General features: G+C 58.2%; 19 protein-coding genes. 12 read left to right on the top strand and 7 right to left on the bottom strand.

Going from position 1 to position 15,943, the window contains the following annotated elements; genetic code table 11:
- On the top strand, positions 1 to 876 hold the full coding sequence (locus NDJ10_RS00850; RefSeq protein WP_296159149.1) for a TIGR00730 family Rossman fold protein: 876 nt from the start codon (positions 1 to 3) through the stop codon (positions 874 to 876).
- Here the strand turns inward: NDJ10_RS00850 and NDJ10_RS00845 are convergent.
- From NDJ10_RS00845 to NDJ10_RS00835, 3 genes are all read right to left on the bottom strand, one after another.
- Complete coding sequence (locus NDJ10_RS00845) at positions 864 to 1,952, bottom strand: MFS transporter (RefSeq protein ID WP_363318681.1); 1,089 nt, start codon at positions 1,950 to 1,952, stop codon at positions 864 to 866. The genes NDJ10_RS00850 and NDJ10_RS00845 overlap by 13 nt on opposite strands.
- A gap of 83 nt (positions 1,953 to 2,035) precedes the next feature.
- Positions 2,036 to 3,406, bottom strand: a complete 1,371-nt coding sequence (gene rmuC / locus NDJ10_RS00840; protein ID WP_296159148.1) for a DNA recombination protein RmuC — start codon at positions 3,404 to 3,406, stop codon at positions 2,036 to 2,038.
- A 43-nt stretch (positions 3,407 to 3,449) separates the two neighbouring features.
- A complete protein-coding gene (locus NDJ10_RS00835; RefSeq protein WP_296159147.1) occupies positions 3,450 to 4,430 on the bottom strand; it encodes a D-glycerate dehydrogenase in 981 nt (326 codons plus the stop codon).
- Positions 4,431 to 4,497: 67 nt separating this feature from the next.
- Here NDJ10_RS00835 and NDJ10_RS00830 point away from each other — a divergent pair, with 67 nt between their 5' ends.
- Genes NDJ10_RS00830 through NDJ10_RS00785 form a run of 10 tightly spaced genes read left to right on the top strand, consistent with a single transcriptional unit; the run spans position 4,498 to position 11,975 of the window.
- Positions 4,498 to 5,112 (top strand): Na+/H+ antiporter subunit E, encoded by a 615-nt coding sequence (locus tag NDJ10_RS00830; protein ID WP_296159146.1) that lies wholly within the window; start codon positions 4,498 to 4,500, stop codon positions 5,110 to 5,112.
- Positions 5,112 to 5,417 carry a monovalent cation/H+ antiporter complex subunit F gene (locus NDJ10_RS00825; protein ID WP_296159145.1) on the top strand — a complete coding sequence of 102 codons (306 nt, stop codon included), beginning with the start codon at positions 5,112 to 5,114 and terminating at the stop codon, positions 5,415 to 5,417. Before NDJ10_RS00830 ends, NDJ10_RS00825 begins: the two co-directional genes overlap by 1 nt.
- Positions 5,414 to 5,743, top strand: coding sequence for a monovalent cation/H(+) antiporter subunit G (mnhG, locus tag NDJ10_RS00820; protein ID WP_296159144.1), 330 nt, complete (start codon positions 5,414 to 5,416; stop codon positions 5,741 to 5,743). The genes NDJ10_RS00825 and mnhG overlap by 4 nt, the downstream gene beginning before the upstream one ends.
- A 14-nt stretch (positions 5,744 to 5,757) precedes the next feature.
- Entirely contained in the window at positions 5,758 to 6,267 is a 510-nt protein-coding gene (locus NDJ10_RS00815; RefSeq protein ID WP_296159412.1) for a DUF4040 domain-containing protein, read from the top strand.
- Positions 6,264 to 6,692: a Na(+)/H(+) antiporter subunit B gene (locus NDJ10_RS00810; RefSeq protein WP_296159143.1), complete on the top strand. Its 429-nt coding sequence runs from the start codon at positions 6,264 to 6,266 to the stop codon at positions 6,690 to 6,692. Before NDJ10_RS00815 ends, NDJ10_RS00810 begins: the two co-directional genes overlap by 4 nt.
- On the top strand, positions 6,689 to 7,084 hold the full coding sequence (locus NDJ10_RS00805) for a cation:proton antiporter subunit C (RefSeq protein ID WP_296159141.1): 396 nt from the start codon (positions 6,689 to 6,691) through the stop codon (positions 7,082 to 7,084). Before NDJ10_RS00810 ends, NDJ10_RS00805 begins: the two co-directional genes overlap by 4 nt.
- Positions 7,081 to 8,565, top strand: a complete 1,485-nt coding sequence (locus NDJ10_RS00800) for a monovalent cation/H+ antiporter subunit D family protein (RefSeq protein WP_296159140.1) — start codon at positions 7,081 to 7,083, stop codon at positions 8,563 to 8,565. The genes NDJ10_RS00805 and NDJ10_RS00800 overlap by 4 nt, the downstream gene beginning before the upstream one ends.
- A complete protein-coding gene (locus NDJ10_RS00795) occupies positions 8,565 to 10,031 on the top strand; it encodes a monovalent cation/H+ antiporter subunit D family protein (protein WP_296159139.1) in 1,467 nt (488 codons plus the stop codon). Before NDJ10_RS00800 ends, NDJ10_RS00795 begins: the two co-directional genes overlap by 1 nt.
- An 11-nt stretch (positions 10,032 to 10,042) precedes the next feature.
- Complete coding sequence (locus tag NDJ10_RS00790) at positions 10,043 to 10,297, top strand: hypothetical protein (protein ID WP_296159138.1); 255 nt, start codon at positions 10,043 to 10,045, stop codon at positions 10,295 to 10,297.
- The gene (locus tag NDJ10_RS00785; protein ID WP_296159137.1) at positions 10,290 to 11,975 is read left to right on the top strand and encodes a Na(+)/H(+) antiporter subunit D; all 1,686 of its coding nucleotides are present in this window, start codon (positions 10,290 to 10,292) and stop codon (positions 11,973 to 11,975) included. Before NDJ10_RS00790 ends, NDJ10_RS00785 begins: the two co-directional genes overlap by 8 nt.
- A gap of 118 nt (positions 11,976 to 12,093) precedes the next feature.
- Here the strand turns inward: NDJ10_RS00785 and NDJ10_RS00780 are convergent, their stop codons facing one another.
- The gene (locus NDJ10_RS00780; RefSeq protein WP_296159136.1) at positions 12,094 to 12,387 is read right to left on the bottom strand and encodes a hypothetical protein; all 294 of its coding nucleotides are present in this window, start codon (positions 12,385 to 12,387) and stop codon (positions 12,094 to 12,096) included.
- An 81-nt stretch (positions 12,388 to 12,468) separates the two neighbouring features.
- Entirely contained in the window at positions 12,469 to 13,635 is a 1,167-nt protein-coding gene (locus NDJ10_RS00775; RefSeq protein ID WP_296159135.1) for a cupin domain-containing protein, read from the bottom strand.
- Between the two features lie 39 nt (positions 13,636 to 13,674).
- Here NDJ10_RS00775 and NDJ10_RS00770 point away from each other — a divergent pair, with 39 nt between their 5' ends.
- On the top strand, positions 13,675 to 14,208 hold the full coding sequence (locus tag NDJ10_RS00770; protein ID WP_296159134.1) for an FKBP-type peptidyl-prolyl cis-trans isomerase: 534 nt from the start codon (positions 13,675 to 13,677) through the stop codon (positions 14,206 to 14,208).
- A 14-nt stretch (positions 14,209 to 14,222) separates the two neighbouring features.
- Here the strand turns inward: NDJ10_RS00770 and dut are convergent, their stop codons facing one another.
- Entirely contained in the window at positions 14,223 to 14,669 is a 447-nt protein-coding gene (dut, locus tag NDJ10_RS00765; RefSeq protein WP_296159411.1) for a dUTP diphosphatase, read from the bottom strand.
- Positions 14,669 to 15,895 (bottom strand): bifunctional phosphopantothenoylcysteine decarboxylase/phosphopantothenate--cysteine ligase CoaBC, encoded by a 1,227-nt coding sequence (coaBC, locus tag NDJ10_RS00760; RefSeq protein WP_296159132.1) that lies wholly within the window; start codon positions 15,893 to 15,895, stop codon positions 14,669 to 14,671. The genes dut and coaBC overlap by 1 nt, the downstream gene beginning before the upstream one ends.
- Between the last annotated feature and the right edge of the window lie 48 nt (positions 15,896 to 15,943).

Here is a 15,943-nt window from a genome sequence, read left to right as displayed (position 1 = left end):
ATGAATCACGTCAAAAATACCCCCCAGCACCTGACCGAACGTCGCTTGGCAGATGCCTGGGCCGAACTGCAAAATTACGCCGACCAAGGTAACCCGCTGGAAGCTGATGCTTACCGCCTGGCTTTTGCTGACCCCGAGTTCCTGCTGCGCCGGGAAACCCGCGGTATCCGCTTTCAACTGGAAATGCTCAAACCTGATCTGGACCAGGCTGAACAAGGCATTGAAAATACGGTGGTGGTGTTTGGCAGCGCCCGCTTTCCAGCACCGGAAGATGCCAAGAACAGCCTCTACGAGGCTCAACTCAGCGGTGACGCCAGTGCCCTGGCTTTGGCGCATCGGTTGGTGCGTAACGCGCACTATTACGACCAGGCTCGTCTGTTTGCCCGGCTGGTGGCTGGTTACAGCATGCACCGCCGACCCGAGGAGCGCCTGTTTATTGCTACTGGCGGAGGCCCCGGCATCATGGAAGCAGCCAACCGTGGCGCGCATGAAATGGGCGCGCCAAGCGTGGGCCTGAACATCGCCCTGCCTCACGAACAAAAACACAATCCTTACGTCACGCCCACCCTCAGCTTCAAGTTTCACTACTTTGCCTTGCGCAAGATGCACTTCATGATGCGGGCCAAGGCGCTGGTGGCTTTTCCCGGCGGCTTTGGCACGCTCGACGAGTTGTTTGAGGTCATCACCCTGGTACAGACTCGCAAAGCCAAACCCGTACCCATCGTGCTCTATGGCACCGAATACTGGAAACGACTGCTCAATATCGATATCCTGGTCGAGGAAGGCGCGATCGCCGCAGAAGACCTCAAGCTTTTCCAGTATGCGGATGAACCCGAAGCCGCCTGGGCGGTCATCAAGAACTTCTACGGCTTGTGAGCGGGTGGGCGCAGGTGCCAGGCCGAGCGCGCACCGGCAGCCACGCTGGCACCCACAGTCCAGAACACCAGCGATACGCCCATGACGGCGCCGGCGCTGCCAAACAACAAGGGCATCAGTACGCTGGATGCGTTGATGGCCATCAAACGGAATCCCAAGGCTTCGCCATGGCGCGCCTCGGGTGTGATCTGGTGCAAGGTACTCATGATCATGGGCTGAACCGAGCCCAGTGACAGACCCAGTAAAACGGAGCACAGGCCCATCGTCAGCGCATCAGGCATGAACGGGTAAAGCGCAAACAACAATCCGGTGCTCAGCATCGCCGTGGACACCACCACCCATTCATGCACATGGGCCGCCAACAGCGGCAAGGCAACCCTGACTGCCGTGGCGGCCAGGGCAAAACTGCCCAGAATCGCGCCAATGGCCGAGGCGCTCAAACCCCGCTCGTGTCCCAGCACCGGGACCACAAAGGTGTGCACGTCCCAGCAGGACGACAGCAACCAGTTCACCAGCATCAGCCGGCGCATCATTGGCTCACGCAGCAAATCCCAGGCGCCCCCTTTGTCTGCACCGGTCCTGACCGGCACGGGCGGCAACTCCAGGGTGTGACGTACCCACAACCAGGTCATCAAGGGCAGGCAGGCCAGCGCAAAAAATGCCATCCGGAAGCCCGCCAGGTCAATCAGCAAGCCGGCCATCAGAGGACCGATGAAGTTCGATAGCGCCGGCCCAATTGAAAGCCAGCTGAACATGCGCTTGAGTTCGGTGTTGTTTTGCGCCGAACGCCCGACATGGCGCTGCAGGCTGATGGAGGCCACGCCGGTAGCACCGCCTGTCATCAGGGCGCTCAGGCACAGCACAGGAAAGATTGGAAATGCCACCGCCAGACCGCCCCCCGCACTGGCGGCCAGCACACATAAACCCACTGGCCGTTTGAATCCGTTGCGGTCCGCATAACGTCCAGCAGGCAATGCCAGAAATACCTGGGTCAGGGCAAATAGCGACAACAACAAACCCACCGCCAGCGCGCTGTGCCCTTCGCGCAGCGCCATCAGCGGCGCAGCCATGCGCATGCCGGCCATGCAGGCGTGCAAGCTGATGTGCCCGCCAATCAGGCGGGTTAGTGCCACCGACCCCAACGGAGCCACGGCGGTGGTCACGGCACCGCTGGCCCGTCCGGGCTGTCGAGATCAGCGTCGTGCACGATCAGGGCAGCGCTTTGGGTGTCGGACAGCGCCTCCACGTTCTTGAGTGCCCGCCCCATGGCGCGGCTGCGGTTTTGTGCACCGTCGATGGTCTTGAGCACGGTTTCGGTTTGTGACTTGACCTTGGCCAGCACGTCGCCAAACTTGCCGAATTCGGTTTTGACAGCGCCCAGCACCTGCCAAACTTCGCTGGAGCGCTTCTCCAGCGCCAGGGTTCTGAAGCCCATTTGCAACGAGCTCAGCATGGCCAGCAAGGTGGTGGGGCCCGCCAGCGTGACCCGGCTGTCACGCTGCAAGGATTCCATCAGACCGGGGCGGCGCAGCACTTCCGCGTACAGTCCTTCAGTGGGCAGGAACAAGATGGCAAAGTCGGTGGTGAACGGTGGCTCCAGGTATTTCTCAGCGATTGATTTGGCTTCCAGGCGGATCCGCTGCTCCAGAGCGCGCGCCGCCAGTTCTGCCGCCAATGCATCGGCGCGACCCTGGGCGTCGAGCAGACGTTCATAGTCTTCGTTGGGAAACTTGGCGTCGATCGGCAACCACAAGGGCGCACCTGATTCAGACCGGCCCGGCAGCTTGATGGCGAAGTCGACCACGTTCTTGCTGCCCGGGCGCGTTGCCACCTGCGCCGTGTACTGGTCGGGCACAAACACCTGTTCCAGCAGCGAAGCCAGTTGTGCCTCGCCAAAAATACCCCGCGTCTTGACGTTGGAGAGCAGATGCTTGAGGTCACCCACGCCCTGGGCCAGGGTCTGCATTTCACCCAGGCCCTTATGGACCTGCTCCAGGCGGTCGGCCACCTGCTTGAAGCTCTCACCCAGACGCGCCTGCAGTGTGCTTTGCAGTTTTTCGTCGACCGTGGCACGCATTTCATCGAGCTTGCCCGCATTGCTGGTCTGCAATTGCGCCAGCTGCTTTTCGAGTGTTTCACGGATTTCGTTCATGCGCCGGGCGTTGGACTCACTCAAACCCGAGAGCTGGCTGGCGAGCGTGTCGTGCAAGGTTTTTTGCAGCACGGCAAGCTGCTGGCCAAAGGCATCGATTTGCGTGTTTTGCGTGCGCGTGGCTTCCGCGCCCTGTTGCACCAGGGTTTGTTGAAAGGTGGACAGGGACAGCGCCAGTTCCTGGCGGCTCTCGCGCGAGGCATCCAGGATGTCGCGGCGCAGCTCACGCTCCAGCCGATCAGCGCTCTCCCTGACCTGTTGCATCAGTTGCTCTGCTTGGGGCGTGTCGGTGCGCGAGCTCCGCAAAAACACGCTGATCAGCAAGGCCAGATTGAACAGCCCCAGAACGAGCAAGGGCCAAACGAAAAAAGTGTTCACACTTCAAGCCTATGGCGCAGTAGACAGGGAAACGGGTGGCACATCACGCGCGGGCAGACGGCAGGTTCAGCGGCGTCAGGGCTTTGCCATGCACCAAGTAGCCAATCAGGTTGTCAGCAGCGAGTTGCGCCATGGCCAAGCGGGTCGGCATGGTGGCGCTGGCAATATGCGGGGTCAGCACCACATTGGGCACGGTCAACAAATCCGGATGCACTCTGGGCTCACCCTCGAACACGTCGAGCCCCGCAGCGGCAATGGTGCCTTGCTTCAAGGCGGCGGCCAGAGCGGCATCGTCAACGATGCCGCCGCGCGCAATGTTGATCAGCGTGGCGGTGGGTTTCATTTGCGCCAGTTCCGCTGCACCGATGGCGTGGTGGGCCTCGGGTGAATATGGCAGTACCAGTATCAAATGATCTGACTGTGCCAGAAGCTCCTGCTTGCTGACCAGTGTCGCGCCGCACGCCAGTTCAGTGGCCGCGTCCAGCCGTGAGCGATTGTGATAGATGACTTTCATGCCAAAGCCGTGGGCGCCGCGCCGGGCGATAGCCTGACCAATGCGTCCCATGCCCAGGATGCCCAGCGTGCTGCCGTGCACATCAGAGCCGGCAAACATGTCATAGCGCCAGCTGTTCCACAAACCGGCACGCAAAAAACGCTCGCTTTCCGCCATGCGCCGGGCTGTGGCCATGATCAAGGCAAAGCCAAAATCGGCGGTGGTTTCGGTCAGGACATCTGGGGTGTTCGTGGCCACCACACCGGCAGCGGTCATGGCATCGAGATCAAAGTTGTTGTAACCCACGGCCATATTGGCGCAAATTTTGAGTTCGGGACAAGCCGCCAGAAGGTCGGCATCAATGCGCTGGCTGCCGGTGGTGAAGGCGCCTTGTTTGCCTTGCAATTGCTCGATCAGTTGTGCCGGGGTCCAAAGCGCATCTTCCTGATTGGATGTGACCTGAAAATGCTGCTCCAGCAGCGTTAATATTTCCGGGAAAACAGCGCGCGCAACCAAAATATTCGGTTTCATCTTAAGACTCCTGACACGGTTAATAGGCGTGAAGCATGATTTTTAAAGTACCATTGTCCGCGATCAAATGGCTTATTTGGCACCATGCAGCCCTTCGCTGCGCAACAATTTTTCTGAATCTCTTGATTCGATTTTGACGGTATCAATACCATTTCATACTTGTCTACAATCGCGCAAATTTAAAATTTCTCAACTGCCATTCCCCGTGATTCGTTCATTCAGCCTGTTGATTTTTTTATACCTTTTCTGGCTTCTGCTGTCAGGCTTTTTTACGCCATTTCTGCTGGCCTCGGGTGTGGGTTGTGCGTTGGCTGTAACCTGGTTTGCACGACGCATGAACGTCGTTGACGATGAAGGGCACCCGATCCAGTTGGGGCCTCGTGCCTTGATCTATTGGGTCTGGCTCTTCAAGGAAATCATCAAATCGGCCTGGGATGTCAGCAAAATCATCGTGCATCCCAAACTGCCCATCAGTCCGACGCTGGTGCGCTTCACGCCTTCCCAAAAAACGGATGTCGGCTTGGTGTTGCACGCCAACTCCATCACACTGACACCCGGTACCATCACGATTGAAGCGCATGCCAAAGAATTTTTGGTGCACGGTTTGACCCGCGCCTCTGCGCAAGGGGTGGTCGACAGTGAAATGGATCGGCGCGTCACTGCCTGCGAGGGCAAGGCCTGATGTTCTCGGTCGCCGCCATTGCGCTGCTGGTCACACTGGCCCTGGCCCTGGCGCGTGCCACTTTGGGGCCAACTGTTTTCGACCGTGCGCAGGCCGCCAACACCATTGGTACGGTAGCCATGCTGTTGCTGGCGGTTCTGGGCTTCCTGAACGGACGTCCCGAGTTTCTGGATCTGGCCATCGTCTATGGTTTGCTCAACGTGATCGGCACGATTGCTGTCTTGAAGTATTTCCGGCGCGGGGATTTGGGCGACCCAGGGGATGACAAAGAAGAATCCACCAGCAAAGAGGAGCCCAGTGCATGAATTTACTCATCACGTCAGTGAGCTGGTTCAGTTTGACGCTTGGCGGTGTTTTTTGCATTGTGGGCGCCATTGGCTTGCTGCGCATGCCCGATTTTTACACCCGCATGCACGCTGCCAGCGTGATCGAAACACTGGGCGCTGGCCTGATCCTGTTGGGACTGATGTTGCAGGCAGGTCTCACCCTGGTGACCGTCAAACTCATCATGCTAGGTCTATTGATCCTGTTTGTCAGCCCGACAGCCACGCATGCATTGGCACGTGCCGCCATGGTGAGAGGGCTCAAACCGCTGCTGGCCATTGAGGAGAAAACACCATCGAAACCTTAATCATCAATGTGTTGATGCTGATGATGGCGGTGAGTGTTGTAGGCATCATCCGCAACCGCAACCTGTTTGGCGTGATTGTGCTCAGTGGCATCTACAGCTTCCTGATGGCTACCGTGCTGGTGGCGATGGACGCGGTGGACGTGGCCATGACCGAGGCCGCAGTGGGCGCGGGCATCTCGACTGTTCTTCTGCTGGGTGCGCTTTACCTGGGTAAAAGCGAAGAGGCGCACGCACCCAACAAACCATTGCTGCCACTGTTGGTCTCCATGTCTGTCGGCGGCATGTTGATCTATGGCACCCTTGGCCTACCTGAATTTTCAGACCCCAAGGCGCCGATTCACATGCATGTGGTGCCACGTTATCTCAATGAGCTCAAGCAGGAGGTTGACGTCCCCAATGTGGTCACTGCCGTATTGGCCAGTTACCGTGGCTATGACACTTTGGGTGAAACCACGGTGGTCTTCACCGCAGGCGCCGGTGTTGTCGCCCTGTTGCGACGTCGTCGCAAGGGGCGCAAGCTATGAAAAACGACCTGATCCTGCGGGTGATTGCCAAGCTGTTGATCCCGTTCATTTTGTTGTTTGCCCTGTATGTGCAGTTTCATGGCGATTTTGGTCCGGGTGGTGGTTTCCAGGCGGGTGTGATTCTGGCGGCGGCTGTTATTTTTTATGCCCTGATTTATGGTTTGGCCGATGCCCGCAAAGTGGTCCCCGAGCCCCTGGTGGAGTCCATGATGGCGATTGGTGTGCTGATTTATGCCGGGGTCGGCGTGGCGGGACTGCTGCTGGGCGGCAATTACCTTGATTACTTTGTGCTGGACCCTAACCCGGTACACGGCCAGCACCGCGGCATTTTCTGGGTCGAGGTGGGCGTGGCCACCACGGTGTCGGGCGTCATGCTGAAAATCTTTTACATGTTCGCGGATCGCGGCAAGGTGGACGAAGAATGACCGGCGCCACGACATCCATGACACTGGGCAGCCACTTCACCTATTTCATCACGATCTTTCTGATGGTGGCGGGCTTGTTCATTGTCACCTCGCGAACGAATCTGATCAAGAAACTGATCGGCCTCGGCATTTTTCAGACGTCGGTTTACCTGCTCTACATTGCACCGGCCAAACTGATTGGCGGCACGGCCCCCATCCTGAGTGACGCGTTCACGGTTTACTCCAACCCCCTGCCCCACGTCCTGATTCTGACGGCCATCGTGGTGGGGGTGGCGACCCTGGCCTTGGGTCTGGCCCTGGTGGTGCGCATTCGCGAAGCCTACGACACCATCGAAGAAGATGACATCCTGACCCAGGAAGCCCAATCAGAAGACAACGGTACCGCAACATGAATTTGGCCCAGCACCTGCCTGCACTGCAAGTTGTAGTTCCCCTGATTGCGGCACCACTCACGGTCTTGCTGCGCCGGCGCAGTGTGGCATTTGCCGTGGCGCTGGTGGCAAGCTGGATCGCCCTGGCGATTTCGGTCTTATTGTGCTTGCAGGTAGCCAGCAGCGGCGCCATCAGCTACGCCATCGGTAACTGGCCGGCACCCTGGGGCATCGAATACCGGATTGACCGTTTTAACTCTTTCATGCTGGTACTGGTGTCTGGCATTGCCGCCCTGGTGCTGCCTTTCAGTCGTGCCAGCATCGAAGCTGAAGTACCACCACCACAGCACTATCTTTTTTACACCATGTTTGTGCTGTGTCTGGCAGGACTACTCGGCATTGCGATCACCGGAGATGCTTTCAATATTTTTGTTTTCCTGGAAGTCTCCTCGCTGTCAGCCTATGTACTGATCGCACTCGGACGCGATCGCCGTGCGCTGTTTGCAGCTTACCAGTACCTGCTCATGGGTTCCATCGGTGCCACTTTTCTGGTCATCGGCATCGGTTTGCTTTACCTGATGACAGGCACACTGAACCTGGCTGACATGGGGCTGCGTATTGCCTCGGTACAGGGCACGCGGCCGGTATTGGCCGCATTGGCCTTCATTACCGTAGGTGTCTCGCTCAAGCTGGCCTTGTTCCCACTGCATCAGTGGTTGCCCAATGCCTATACCTATGCCCCCTCGGCAGTTTCGGCCTTTTTATCAGCAACGGCCACCAAGGTGGCGGTGTATGTGCTGCTGCGCTTCTATTTTTCGGTGTTTGGTGAATCTGCGGTATTTACCAAGCTGCCGATGGCAGAAATGATGTTGCTGCTGGCGCTGGCCGGCATGTTCGCGGCCTCCACCATCGCCATTTTCCAGACCGACCTGAAACGGCTGTTTGCTTATTCCAGCGTGGCGCAAATCGGCTACATCATCCTCGGCCTGTCTTTTAACTCGGTCAACGGCCTGACCGCCAGCATCGTGCACCTGTTCAACCATGGCGTGACCAAGGGCGCCATCTTCATGCTGCTGGGATGCGTTGCACTCGGCGTGGGAGGCACCAGCCTGGCACGGGTGCAGGGTCTGGGCAAACGCATGCCACTGGCCAGCTTCGGCATTGTGATCGGCGGACTGTCCCTGATGGGTGTTCCAGGCACGGCCGGTTTTATCAGCAAGTGGTACTTGCTGTTGGCGGCCTTGGAAAAAGGCCAGTGGTGGCTGGTCTTCATGATTGTCCTGTCGTCCCTGCTTGCCGCCGTTTATGTCTGGCGCTTTGTCGAAGCGGCGTATCTCCGTGAGCCGCGCCAGGACACAGCCAATGTCGCGCCGACACCCTGGTTGATGTCGGTACCCACGGCCATTTTGGTGCTGGCCATTGTGTATTTCGGACTCGACACTTCGTTCACGATTGGCTCCGCCTCGGAGGCTGCTGCGGCACTGATTGGAGAGTCTCGCTGATGCTGACACCTGAACAAGCCCTCTTGGCGTCCATGGCGCTGCCTTTGATCGGCGCTTTATTGATCTCATTGGCAAGGCGTCTGCCCAATTTGCGCGAGGCCATCACCTTGTTCACCGCCGCCATGCTGCTGGCGGTGGTGTCAACGCTGCTGCCGCTGGTGATGGCTGGCGCGCGGCCCAGCCTGGTACTGTTCAGCCTGCTGCCAGGCTTGGACATTGCCTTTCAGGTCGAGCCGCTCGGCATGCTGTTTGCACTCATTGCCTCCGGCTTGTGGATTGTCAACTCGCTGTATTCGATCGGCTACATGCGCGGCAACAAGGAGGCCCACCAGACGCGCTTTTTCGTCTGCTTTGCACTTTCCATTGCCGCCACCATGGGCATTGCTTTTTCGGGCAACCTGTTCACCCTGTTCATCTTCTACGAAGTGCTGACACTCAGCACCTACCCTCTGGTCACCCACGCCGGCACGGAAAAAGCGCGCGACGGCGGACGTGTTTACCTCGGTCTGCTGTTGAGCACGTCCACCCTTTTCCTGCTGCCGGCTCTGGTCTTCATCTGGTACATCGCGGGGTCCACCGACTTCACGGTGGGCGGCCTCCTGGCCGACAAGCTCAAACCCGGCGAACTGGCTGTGTTGCTGGGATTGTGCGTCTTCGGCATCGGCAAGGCAGCGCTGATGCCGTTTCACCGCTGGCTTCCCGCCGCCATGGTGGCACCTACACCAGTGTCGGCACTGCTGCATGCGGTGGCCGTGGTCAAGGCCGGCGTCTTCAGCATCGTCAAGGTGATGGTCTATGTGTTTGGTATTGACACCCTGGCCACGGCTGGCGCCACCAATTGGCTGGTGGCCGTGGCCGGCTTCACCATCATCGCAGCCTCTGTCGTGGCGCTGGCGGCCGACAACCTGAAACGCCGCCTGGCCTACTCCACGATCAGCCAGTTGTCTTATGTGACCATGGCCGCAGCCTTGCTGGCCCCGTTGTCGCTGGTGGGCGCGGTGCTGCATATTGCGGCGCATGCCGTGGGCAAGATCACGCTTTTCTTTGCCGCGGGCGCCATCTACACCGCAGCCCACAAAACCGAGGTGAGCCAGCTCGATGGTATCGGCCGGCGCATGCCCTGGACCATGGCAGCCTTTGCGATTGCGGCCTTGTCGATGATCGGCCTGCCCCCGGCAGCAGGTTTTATTTCCAAGTGGTACATGGTGTCGGGCGCCATGGCCAGTCAGCACTGGCTGGCAGTCGCGGTCATTGTGCTGAGCACACTGCTCAATGCAGGTTACTTCCTGCCCATTGTTTACCGTGCTTTCTTTGTTGCACCGCCTGCCGATCCGCATGGCCATCCACACGGAGAAGCCCCCTGGCCCATGGTGATTGCCCTGACGGCCACCGCCGCAGCAACGGTGCTGTTGTTTTTCTTTCCTGACGTGCCGTTGGCGCTGGCCCGTCAGATGATCAACCCGTGAGGACAAAACCCATGGATGAAAAACCCCATTGGCTGGATCAGCCCCGCAATATCAAACGCTTGTGGCGCGGTTTTCTGCTTGTGCTCGTGTTCACGGTACTGGCTGAGTTCGTGGTTTCCATGCACCCGCACTTTCCAATCGAGTCGATCTTTGGTTTTAACGCCGGGTACGGCTTTCTGCTGTGTGCCTTGATGATCGTGGTTGCCAAGGGTTTGGCGCTGGTACTGAAACGACCTGATACCTATTACGGCAAAGACAATGACTGAGGTCCTGATTCATCCCGGGCTGGCGCTCATTGTGGGCGCCCTGCTGCTGCCTTTGTTGCGCGGTGTACCGCGCTCGATAGCCATCGTGGCCTTGCCACTGGTGGTACTGGCGTTGGTATGGCAGGTGCCCGACGGACCCGCTTGGCAACTGCGTTTCCTGGATTACACCATCACGCCGTTGCAGGGCGACAAGCTGTCGCGCCTCTTTGCCACCATCTTCTCGCTGATGGCAGCCGGCGGTGGTTTGTTCGCCATGTCGCAAAAAAGTCGGCTTGAAGTGCCTGCTGCCTTTGTATATGCCGGGTCGGCCATCGGCGTGAGCCTGGCCGGCGACTTGGTCACGGTCTTCGTGTTTTGGGAACTGATGGCTGTAGGCTCAACCCTGGTGTTGTGGAGTCAGGGCAGCGAAGCGGCCTACAGCGCTGCAAAACGCTACCTGATGATCCACCTGCTGGGTGGCGTGGTGCTGTTTGCCGGCGTTACCGGTCACATCGTCAACACCGGTGATGTGACTTTCACGCGCATAGCGCTTGACTCGCCTGCACACTGGCTTATTCTGGCTGGTTTCCTGGTCAACGCCGGCGCACCACCACTGTCGGCCTGGTTGTCGGATGCCTACCCTGAGGCATCCTGGAGCGGTACCGTGTTTCTCTCAGCTTTCACCACAAAAACGGCGGTGTATGTGCTGATTCGTGGCTTTCCAGGCACCGAGCTGTTGATCTGGGTTGGCCTGTTCATGGCTTTCTACGGCATTATTTACGGTCTGCTTGAAAACGACATACGGCGTATCTTGGCCTACACCATCGTCAACCAAGGCGGTCTGATGATGGTCGGCATCGGCATTGGCACCGAGATGGCACTCAACGGTGCGTCCGCGCAGGCTTTTGCCGGTGTGATTTACGTTGCACTGTTGCTGATGTCGGCGGGCTCGGTCATGCGAATGACGGGCAAACGCAAGTGCACCGAACTGGGTGGTCTGGTGCGCACCATGCCCCTGACGGCGGCCTGCGGCATGATCGGTGCGCTGGCGATTTCAGCGTTCCCGCTCACCTCCGGCTTTGTCTCAAAATCCATGGTCTCGCAGGCGGCACTCGATGGTCATCTGATGTGGGTGTGGCTGCTGTTGACAGCCGCCTCGGCCGGCGTTTTTCTGCATGCCGGCATCAAGTTTCCCTGGTTTGTGTTCTTCCAGAAAGACTCGGGGCTGCGTCCGGCCGAACCGCCAGTGAGCATGCGCTGGGCCATGGTTGTTTTCTCGTTCCTTTGCATCGGCCTGGGGGCCTGGCCTGAACCACTGTACGTGCTGCTGCCCTACAGCGTGAATTATGTGCCCTATACCGGGGCGCATGTGGTGACACAGCTGCAGTTGCTGCTGTTCTCGGGCTTGGCATTCTTTGTCATGCTGCCCTACCTGAAACGCACGCTGACCATCACCCTCGATGCGGATTGGTTCTGGCGAATTTTGCTTCCTGCCCTGTTGCACAGGATCGGCATACCACTGATCAAAGTGTGGAACATGGCGGTTCACGCTGCCTATGTGCTGATCACGGAATCCACCGCACTGCTGCTGTACCAACACCGCCAGGATGGGCGCTTTGCGCGAACCTGGTCCACCAGGAGCATGGCCTTGTGGGTGCTGGTCCTGCTGTTGGGTTTCCTGATCCTCTATTACGTCTGAGCCCGGACGAAGAAGGCATCGACTCAGGCTCGTCGTTGAATAAGCGCGCTTGATCCAGCTGTCAAGCCTCAATAAAAAAGCCACCCGAAGGTGGCTTTTAAAGAAAAATTGCGGTGAATTATTTCTTGACTTCTTCAGAAGCAGGAGCAGCAGCTGCAGGAGCAGCAGCTTCAGAGGCTGCAGGAGCAGCTACAACGGCAGGAGCTGCAGGGGCTGCAGGAGCAGCTTCAACAGCCGGAGCGGGTGCAGGTGCAGGCGCTTCTTCTTTTTTGCCACAGGCAGCCAGAGCAGCAGCAGCGATCACAGCGATCAAAACGAGAGATTTATTCATATGTAGTACCTGATAAAAAAACAATTTCCGGAAATTGATTTGTGGTGCCCCACAAAACCAGGCCGGTGAATTGAATTTCAACCGGCTTGGAGGCAAATTATAGTTTGGAACTACTGGTTTTTACGCTTGACTGATAACTCAATATATGTTTGCAACAATCTATTACATTCGTAACGTAGCTTCAGATTGCGCCTCCAGCCAACCGGCAGAACACCATGAAGTTAACAAAACAAGCGCTTGCGCACTGAGCTTGGCCACATCCCGCCCCGTCAAATAGCGGGCATTTGCCAAAGCGCGCATCAAGGTGGCATCACCGCCCGAAGCACTGAAGCTTTCGCCATTGATGAAAATATGGTGTGCATCAAACATCATGCGGGTACGTCGGTCCAGACGGATCCCCTGTGCTTTCAAGGCCTTCGTATCATCAGCCGACTCGGCACGCGCTTCAAACCAGACATTGGGCTTGGGTTCAGTCATGTATTCACCCAATCCGCGTGCCAGTGCTTGACTATCCTGCAAGGCCGCTTGCAGCGCATCCTGGGCAAATTCCAGCATCCTGGCCGGAATTTCAGCGGGTTGGTCCACGGCGAGCTGATCTGGATCGCGGTACAAACGTACCCCCACTGCCTCCTCCGCCTCTTCGGCCAGACGTTGCAGCAGTTCACGCGCCAGCTCGGCCCGGTTCGGAATGCGGAAACCAATGGAATAGGTCATGCATTCACCTTCAGCAATGCCATCATGGGCATAACGCGGAGGCAAATACAGCAGGTCACCCGGCTCCAGCACGTATTCCACTTCAGGCTCAAAATGGGCCAGAATTTTCAAAGGGACATCAGGCTGCAAACTCAGGTCTTTCTGACGGCCAATGCGCCAGCGCCTTTTGCCCTGCGCCTGTAGCAAAAAAACGTCATAACTGTCAAAGTGCGGCCCCACGCCACCGCCATCGCTGGCATAGCTGATCATCAGGTCGTCCAGACGGGCATCCGGCACAAAACGAAACTGGTTCATCAAATCATGCACGCGCTCATGGTGTAAATCGACACCCTGCACCAATATCGTCCAACCCGGCTGTTTCAAGGGAGGCAAGGCACGGCGCTGAAACGGCCCATGCTTGAAGCGCCACCCGGGTTTCGAACCGGGCTCCTGGATCACCATGCGGGTCTGGGCATCTTCATTGGCTGCCAGTTCAAAGAGTTGTGCGCGGTCCAGCAGGGGTTTGAAGCCCGGAACGGCCTGCCTGACCAGCAAAGGCTTTTTTTGCCAGTAGCGTTTCATGAACACTTGAGGACTGATACCGCCTAATAATGGCAGCGCCTGGGTTACATCCATTGGGTTCTCCGTTGAGGTTTTGTCTGCGACAATTCTCGTATGGAAATCACACAACAATGCGTCGTCGCTTTAACTTGGACACTCAAGGACTCTTTGGGTGAGGAACTGGACGTGCTCGATGAGCCGGTTGAATTTTTGGTGGGGGGCGATGATTTGTTTGAAGTCATCGAAACCGCGCTGCAAGGCCACACAGTCGGAGCCACGTTGAATCTGCATATCGAACCCGAGCAGGGCTTTGGCGAATTCAACGACCAACTGATTTTTATGGAACCCCGCAAACTTTTTCCGCCCGAACTGGAAGAAGGCATGACGTTCGAGGGCACCGCCCTGCCCGCGGGCTGTACCCCTGAAATGCCGCAAGACGTGCTCTACACCGTGACCGACATTTATCCCGAGCACGTGGTGCTGGACGGCAACCATCCGCTCGCCGGAATTGCGCTGCATTTAACGATACAGGTGCGCGGGATACGTGAGGCCACAGAAGCCGAAATTGGCTGCGGCAGTGCGGGGACGGGTTTTTTCAAGATCACACCGATGCACAACCTGGCACCAGGCAACGATTTGCTGCAGTAGGTTTTTTTGACGGCTCAGGCTTTGCCGGTCGAACCGTAACCGCCTTCACCGCGCACGCTGGCCGGAAACTCGGTCACCACATTGAACTGCGCCTGCACCACCGGCACGATCACCAGCTGCGCAATGCGCTCCATGGGTTCGATGGTGAACGCGACATCGCTGCGGTTCCAGGCGCTCACCATCAACTGCCCCTGGTAATCGCTGTCGATCAAACCCACCAGATTGCCCAGCACGATGCCATGCTTGTGACCCAGGCCAGAGCGAGGCAGGATCATGGCGGCAAAACCGGGGTTCTGCAAATAAATTGCAATTCCTGTGGGCACCAGTTGCCAGGCATTGGCCGCCAACGTCAAGGGGGCTTCCAGACAGGCGCGCAAATCCAGGCCCGCACTGCCGGGCGTGGCATAGGCAGGCAGCAGGTTTGCCATGCGCGGATCGATCACTTTCACATCAATTTTCATCATGAGGAGGTTCCAGCACCCAGATGCAGGGCAATTTCAGCAATGAGTTTGCGTGCCAGCGAAAGTTTGGCGTCGCGCGACAGCTCGCGGGTACCGGATTCATCGACCAGCAACAAGGCGTTGTCATCCTGGCCAAAAGCATCCGGCCCAATGTTGCCGACCAGTAGCGGCACCCCCTTGCGCAGCCGTTTGGTCTGGGCATTGGCCAGCAGGTCGTGGCTTTCGGCAGCAAACCCCACACAGTACAGCGCGCGGCTGCGGCCCCGTTCGGACTGTGCCAGAGTCGCCAGAATGTCAGGGTTTTCAACAAACTGCAATTCCGGCGGCTGACCGCTGCCGTCTTTCTTGATTTTGGACGTAGCGGCGCTGGCGGGTCGCCAGTCTGCCACCGCCGAGGTGGCAACAAAGACCGTGGCCTGGGGCGCATGTGCCGTCACGGCTGCCAACATGTCCAGCGCAGAAGTCACATTGATCCGGCTGACACCACGCGGCGTTGGCAGGCTCACCGGCCCTGCCACCAGGGTCACCTCGGCACCGGCTTCGCGTGCAGCGCGGGCAATGGCAAAGCCCATCTTGCCGCTCGATAAATTGGTGATGCCACGCACCGGGTCAATGGCCTCAAAAGTGGGGCCCGCCGTCACCAGCACATGCTGACCGGTGAGCACTTTGGGTTGAAAAAAAGCGATCAACTCGTCCTGCAGTTCCATAGGTTCCAGCATACGGCCATCACCCATCTCACCGCAGGCCTGGTCGCCGTGGCCCACCCCTAGCACCAGAGCGCCATCAGCGCTGATCTGCGCCACATTGCGCCGGGTCGCGGGATGTTCCCACATTTCGCGGTTCATGGCCGGCGCGATCAACAGAGGCACCCTGTCTGCGGGACGTGCCAGACACATCAAACTTAACAAGTCATCGGCCTGGCCCTGTGCCAGCTTGGCAATGAGGTCGGCACTGGCAGGTGCGAGCAAACAGACATCAGCTTCCCTTGTCAGGTTGATGTGTGCCATGTTGTTGGCGGCACGGGTGTCCCATTGCGAGCCGTAGACCGGACGTTGGCTCAGGGCCTGCATGGTGATCGGGGTCATGAACTGCTCGGCCGCCTGCGTCATGACCACCTGCACAGTCGCACCGGCTTTGATCAGCAAACGGCACAATTCGGCCGATTTGTAGCAGGCAATGCCGCCCGAGAGGCCCAAAACAATGTGTTTTCCAGCTAAATCTTTCATGCGTCGCAATGTAACAGACCATGAAGAAGGTATGGAGGCGGCCCCTAT

The organism is Rhodoferax sp. (assembly GCF_023700745.1).
Classification (GTDB): Bacteria; Pseudomonadota; Gammaproteobacteria; order Burkholderiales; family Burkholderiaceae_C; genus Rhodoferax.
This window is presented reverse-complemented; position numbering and strand designations above follow the sequence as displayed.

Bases quoted from the DNA above. Each gene is read 5' to 3' on its own strand.
- NDJ10_RS00850 (WP_296159149.1), top strand. From the start codon at position 1: ATGAATCACGTCAAAAATACCCCCCAGCACCTGACCGAACGTCGCTTG.
- NDJ10_RS00845 (WP_363318681.1), bottom strand. From the start codon at position 1,952: ATGCGCATGGCTGCGCCGCTGATGGCGCTGCGCGAAGGGCACAGCGCG.
- NDJ10_RS00835 (WP_296159147.1), bottom strand. From the start codon at position 4,430: ATGAAACCGAATATTTTGGTTGCGCGCGCTGTTTTCCCGGAAATATTA.
- NDJ10_RS00830 (WP_296159146.1), top strand. From the start codon at position 4,498: ATGGCTTATTTGGCACCATGCAGCCCTTCGCTGCGCAACAATTTTTCT.
- NDJ10_RS00825 (WP_296159145.1), top strand. From the start codon at position 5,112: ATGTTCTCGGTCGCCGCCATTGCGCTGCTGGTCACACTGGCCCTGGCC.
- mnhG (WP_296159144.1), top strand. From the start codon at position 5,414: ATGAATTTACTCATCACGTCAGTGAGCTGGTTCAGTTTGACGCTTGGC.
- NDJ10_RS00815 (WP_296159412.1), top strand. From the start codon at position 5,758: ATGCTGATGATGGCGGTGAGTGTTGTAGGCATCATCCGCAACCGCAAC.
- NDJ10_RS00810 (WP_296159143.1), top strand. From the start codon at position 6,264: ATGAAAAACGACCTGATCCTGCGGGTGATTGCCAAGCTGTTGATCCCG.
- NDJ10_RS00805 (WP_296159141.1), top strand. From the start codon at position 6,689: ATGACCGGCGCCACGACATCCATGACACTGGGCAGCCACTTCACCTAT.
- NDJ10_RS00800 (WP_296159140.1), top strand. From the start codon at position 7,081: ATGAATTTGGCCCAGCACCTGCCTGCACTGCAAGTTGTAGTTCCCCTG.
- NDJ10_RS00795 (WP_296159139.1), top strand. From the start codon at position 8,565: ATGCTGACACCTGAACAAGCCCTCTTGGCGTCCATGGCGCTGCCTTTG.
- NDJ10_RS00790 (WP_296159138.1), top strand. From the start codon at position 10,043: ATGGATGAAAAACCCCATTGGCTGGATCAGCCCCGCAATATCAAACGC.
- NDJ10_RS00785 (WP_296159137.1), top strand. From the start codon at position 10,290: ATGACTGAGGTCCTGATTCATCCCGGGCTGGCGCTCATTGTGGGCGCC.
- NDJ10_RS00775 (WP_296159135.1), bottom strand. From the start codon at position 13,635: ATGGATGTAACCCAGGCGCTGCCATTATTAGGCGGTATCAGTCCTCAA.
- NDJ10_RS00770 (WP_296159134.1), top strand. From the start codon at position 13,675: ATGGAAATCACACAACAATGCGTCGTCGCTTTAACTTGGACACTCAAG.
- dut (WP_296159411.1), bottom strand. From the start codon at position 14,669: ATGAAAATTGATGTGAAAGTGATCGATCCGCGCATGGCAAACCTGCTG.
- coaBC (WP_296159132.1), bottom strand. From the start codon at position 15,895: ATGAAAGATTTAGCTGGAAAACACATTGTTTTGGGCCTCTCGGGCGGC.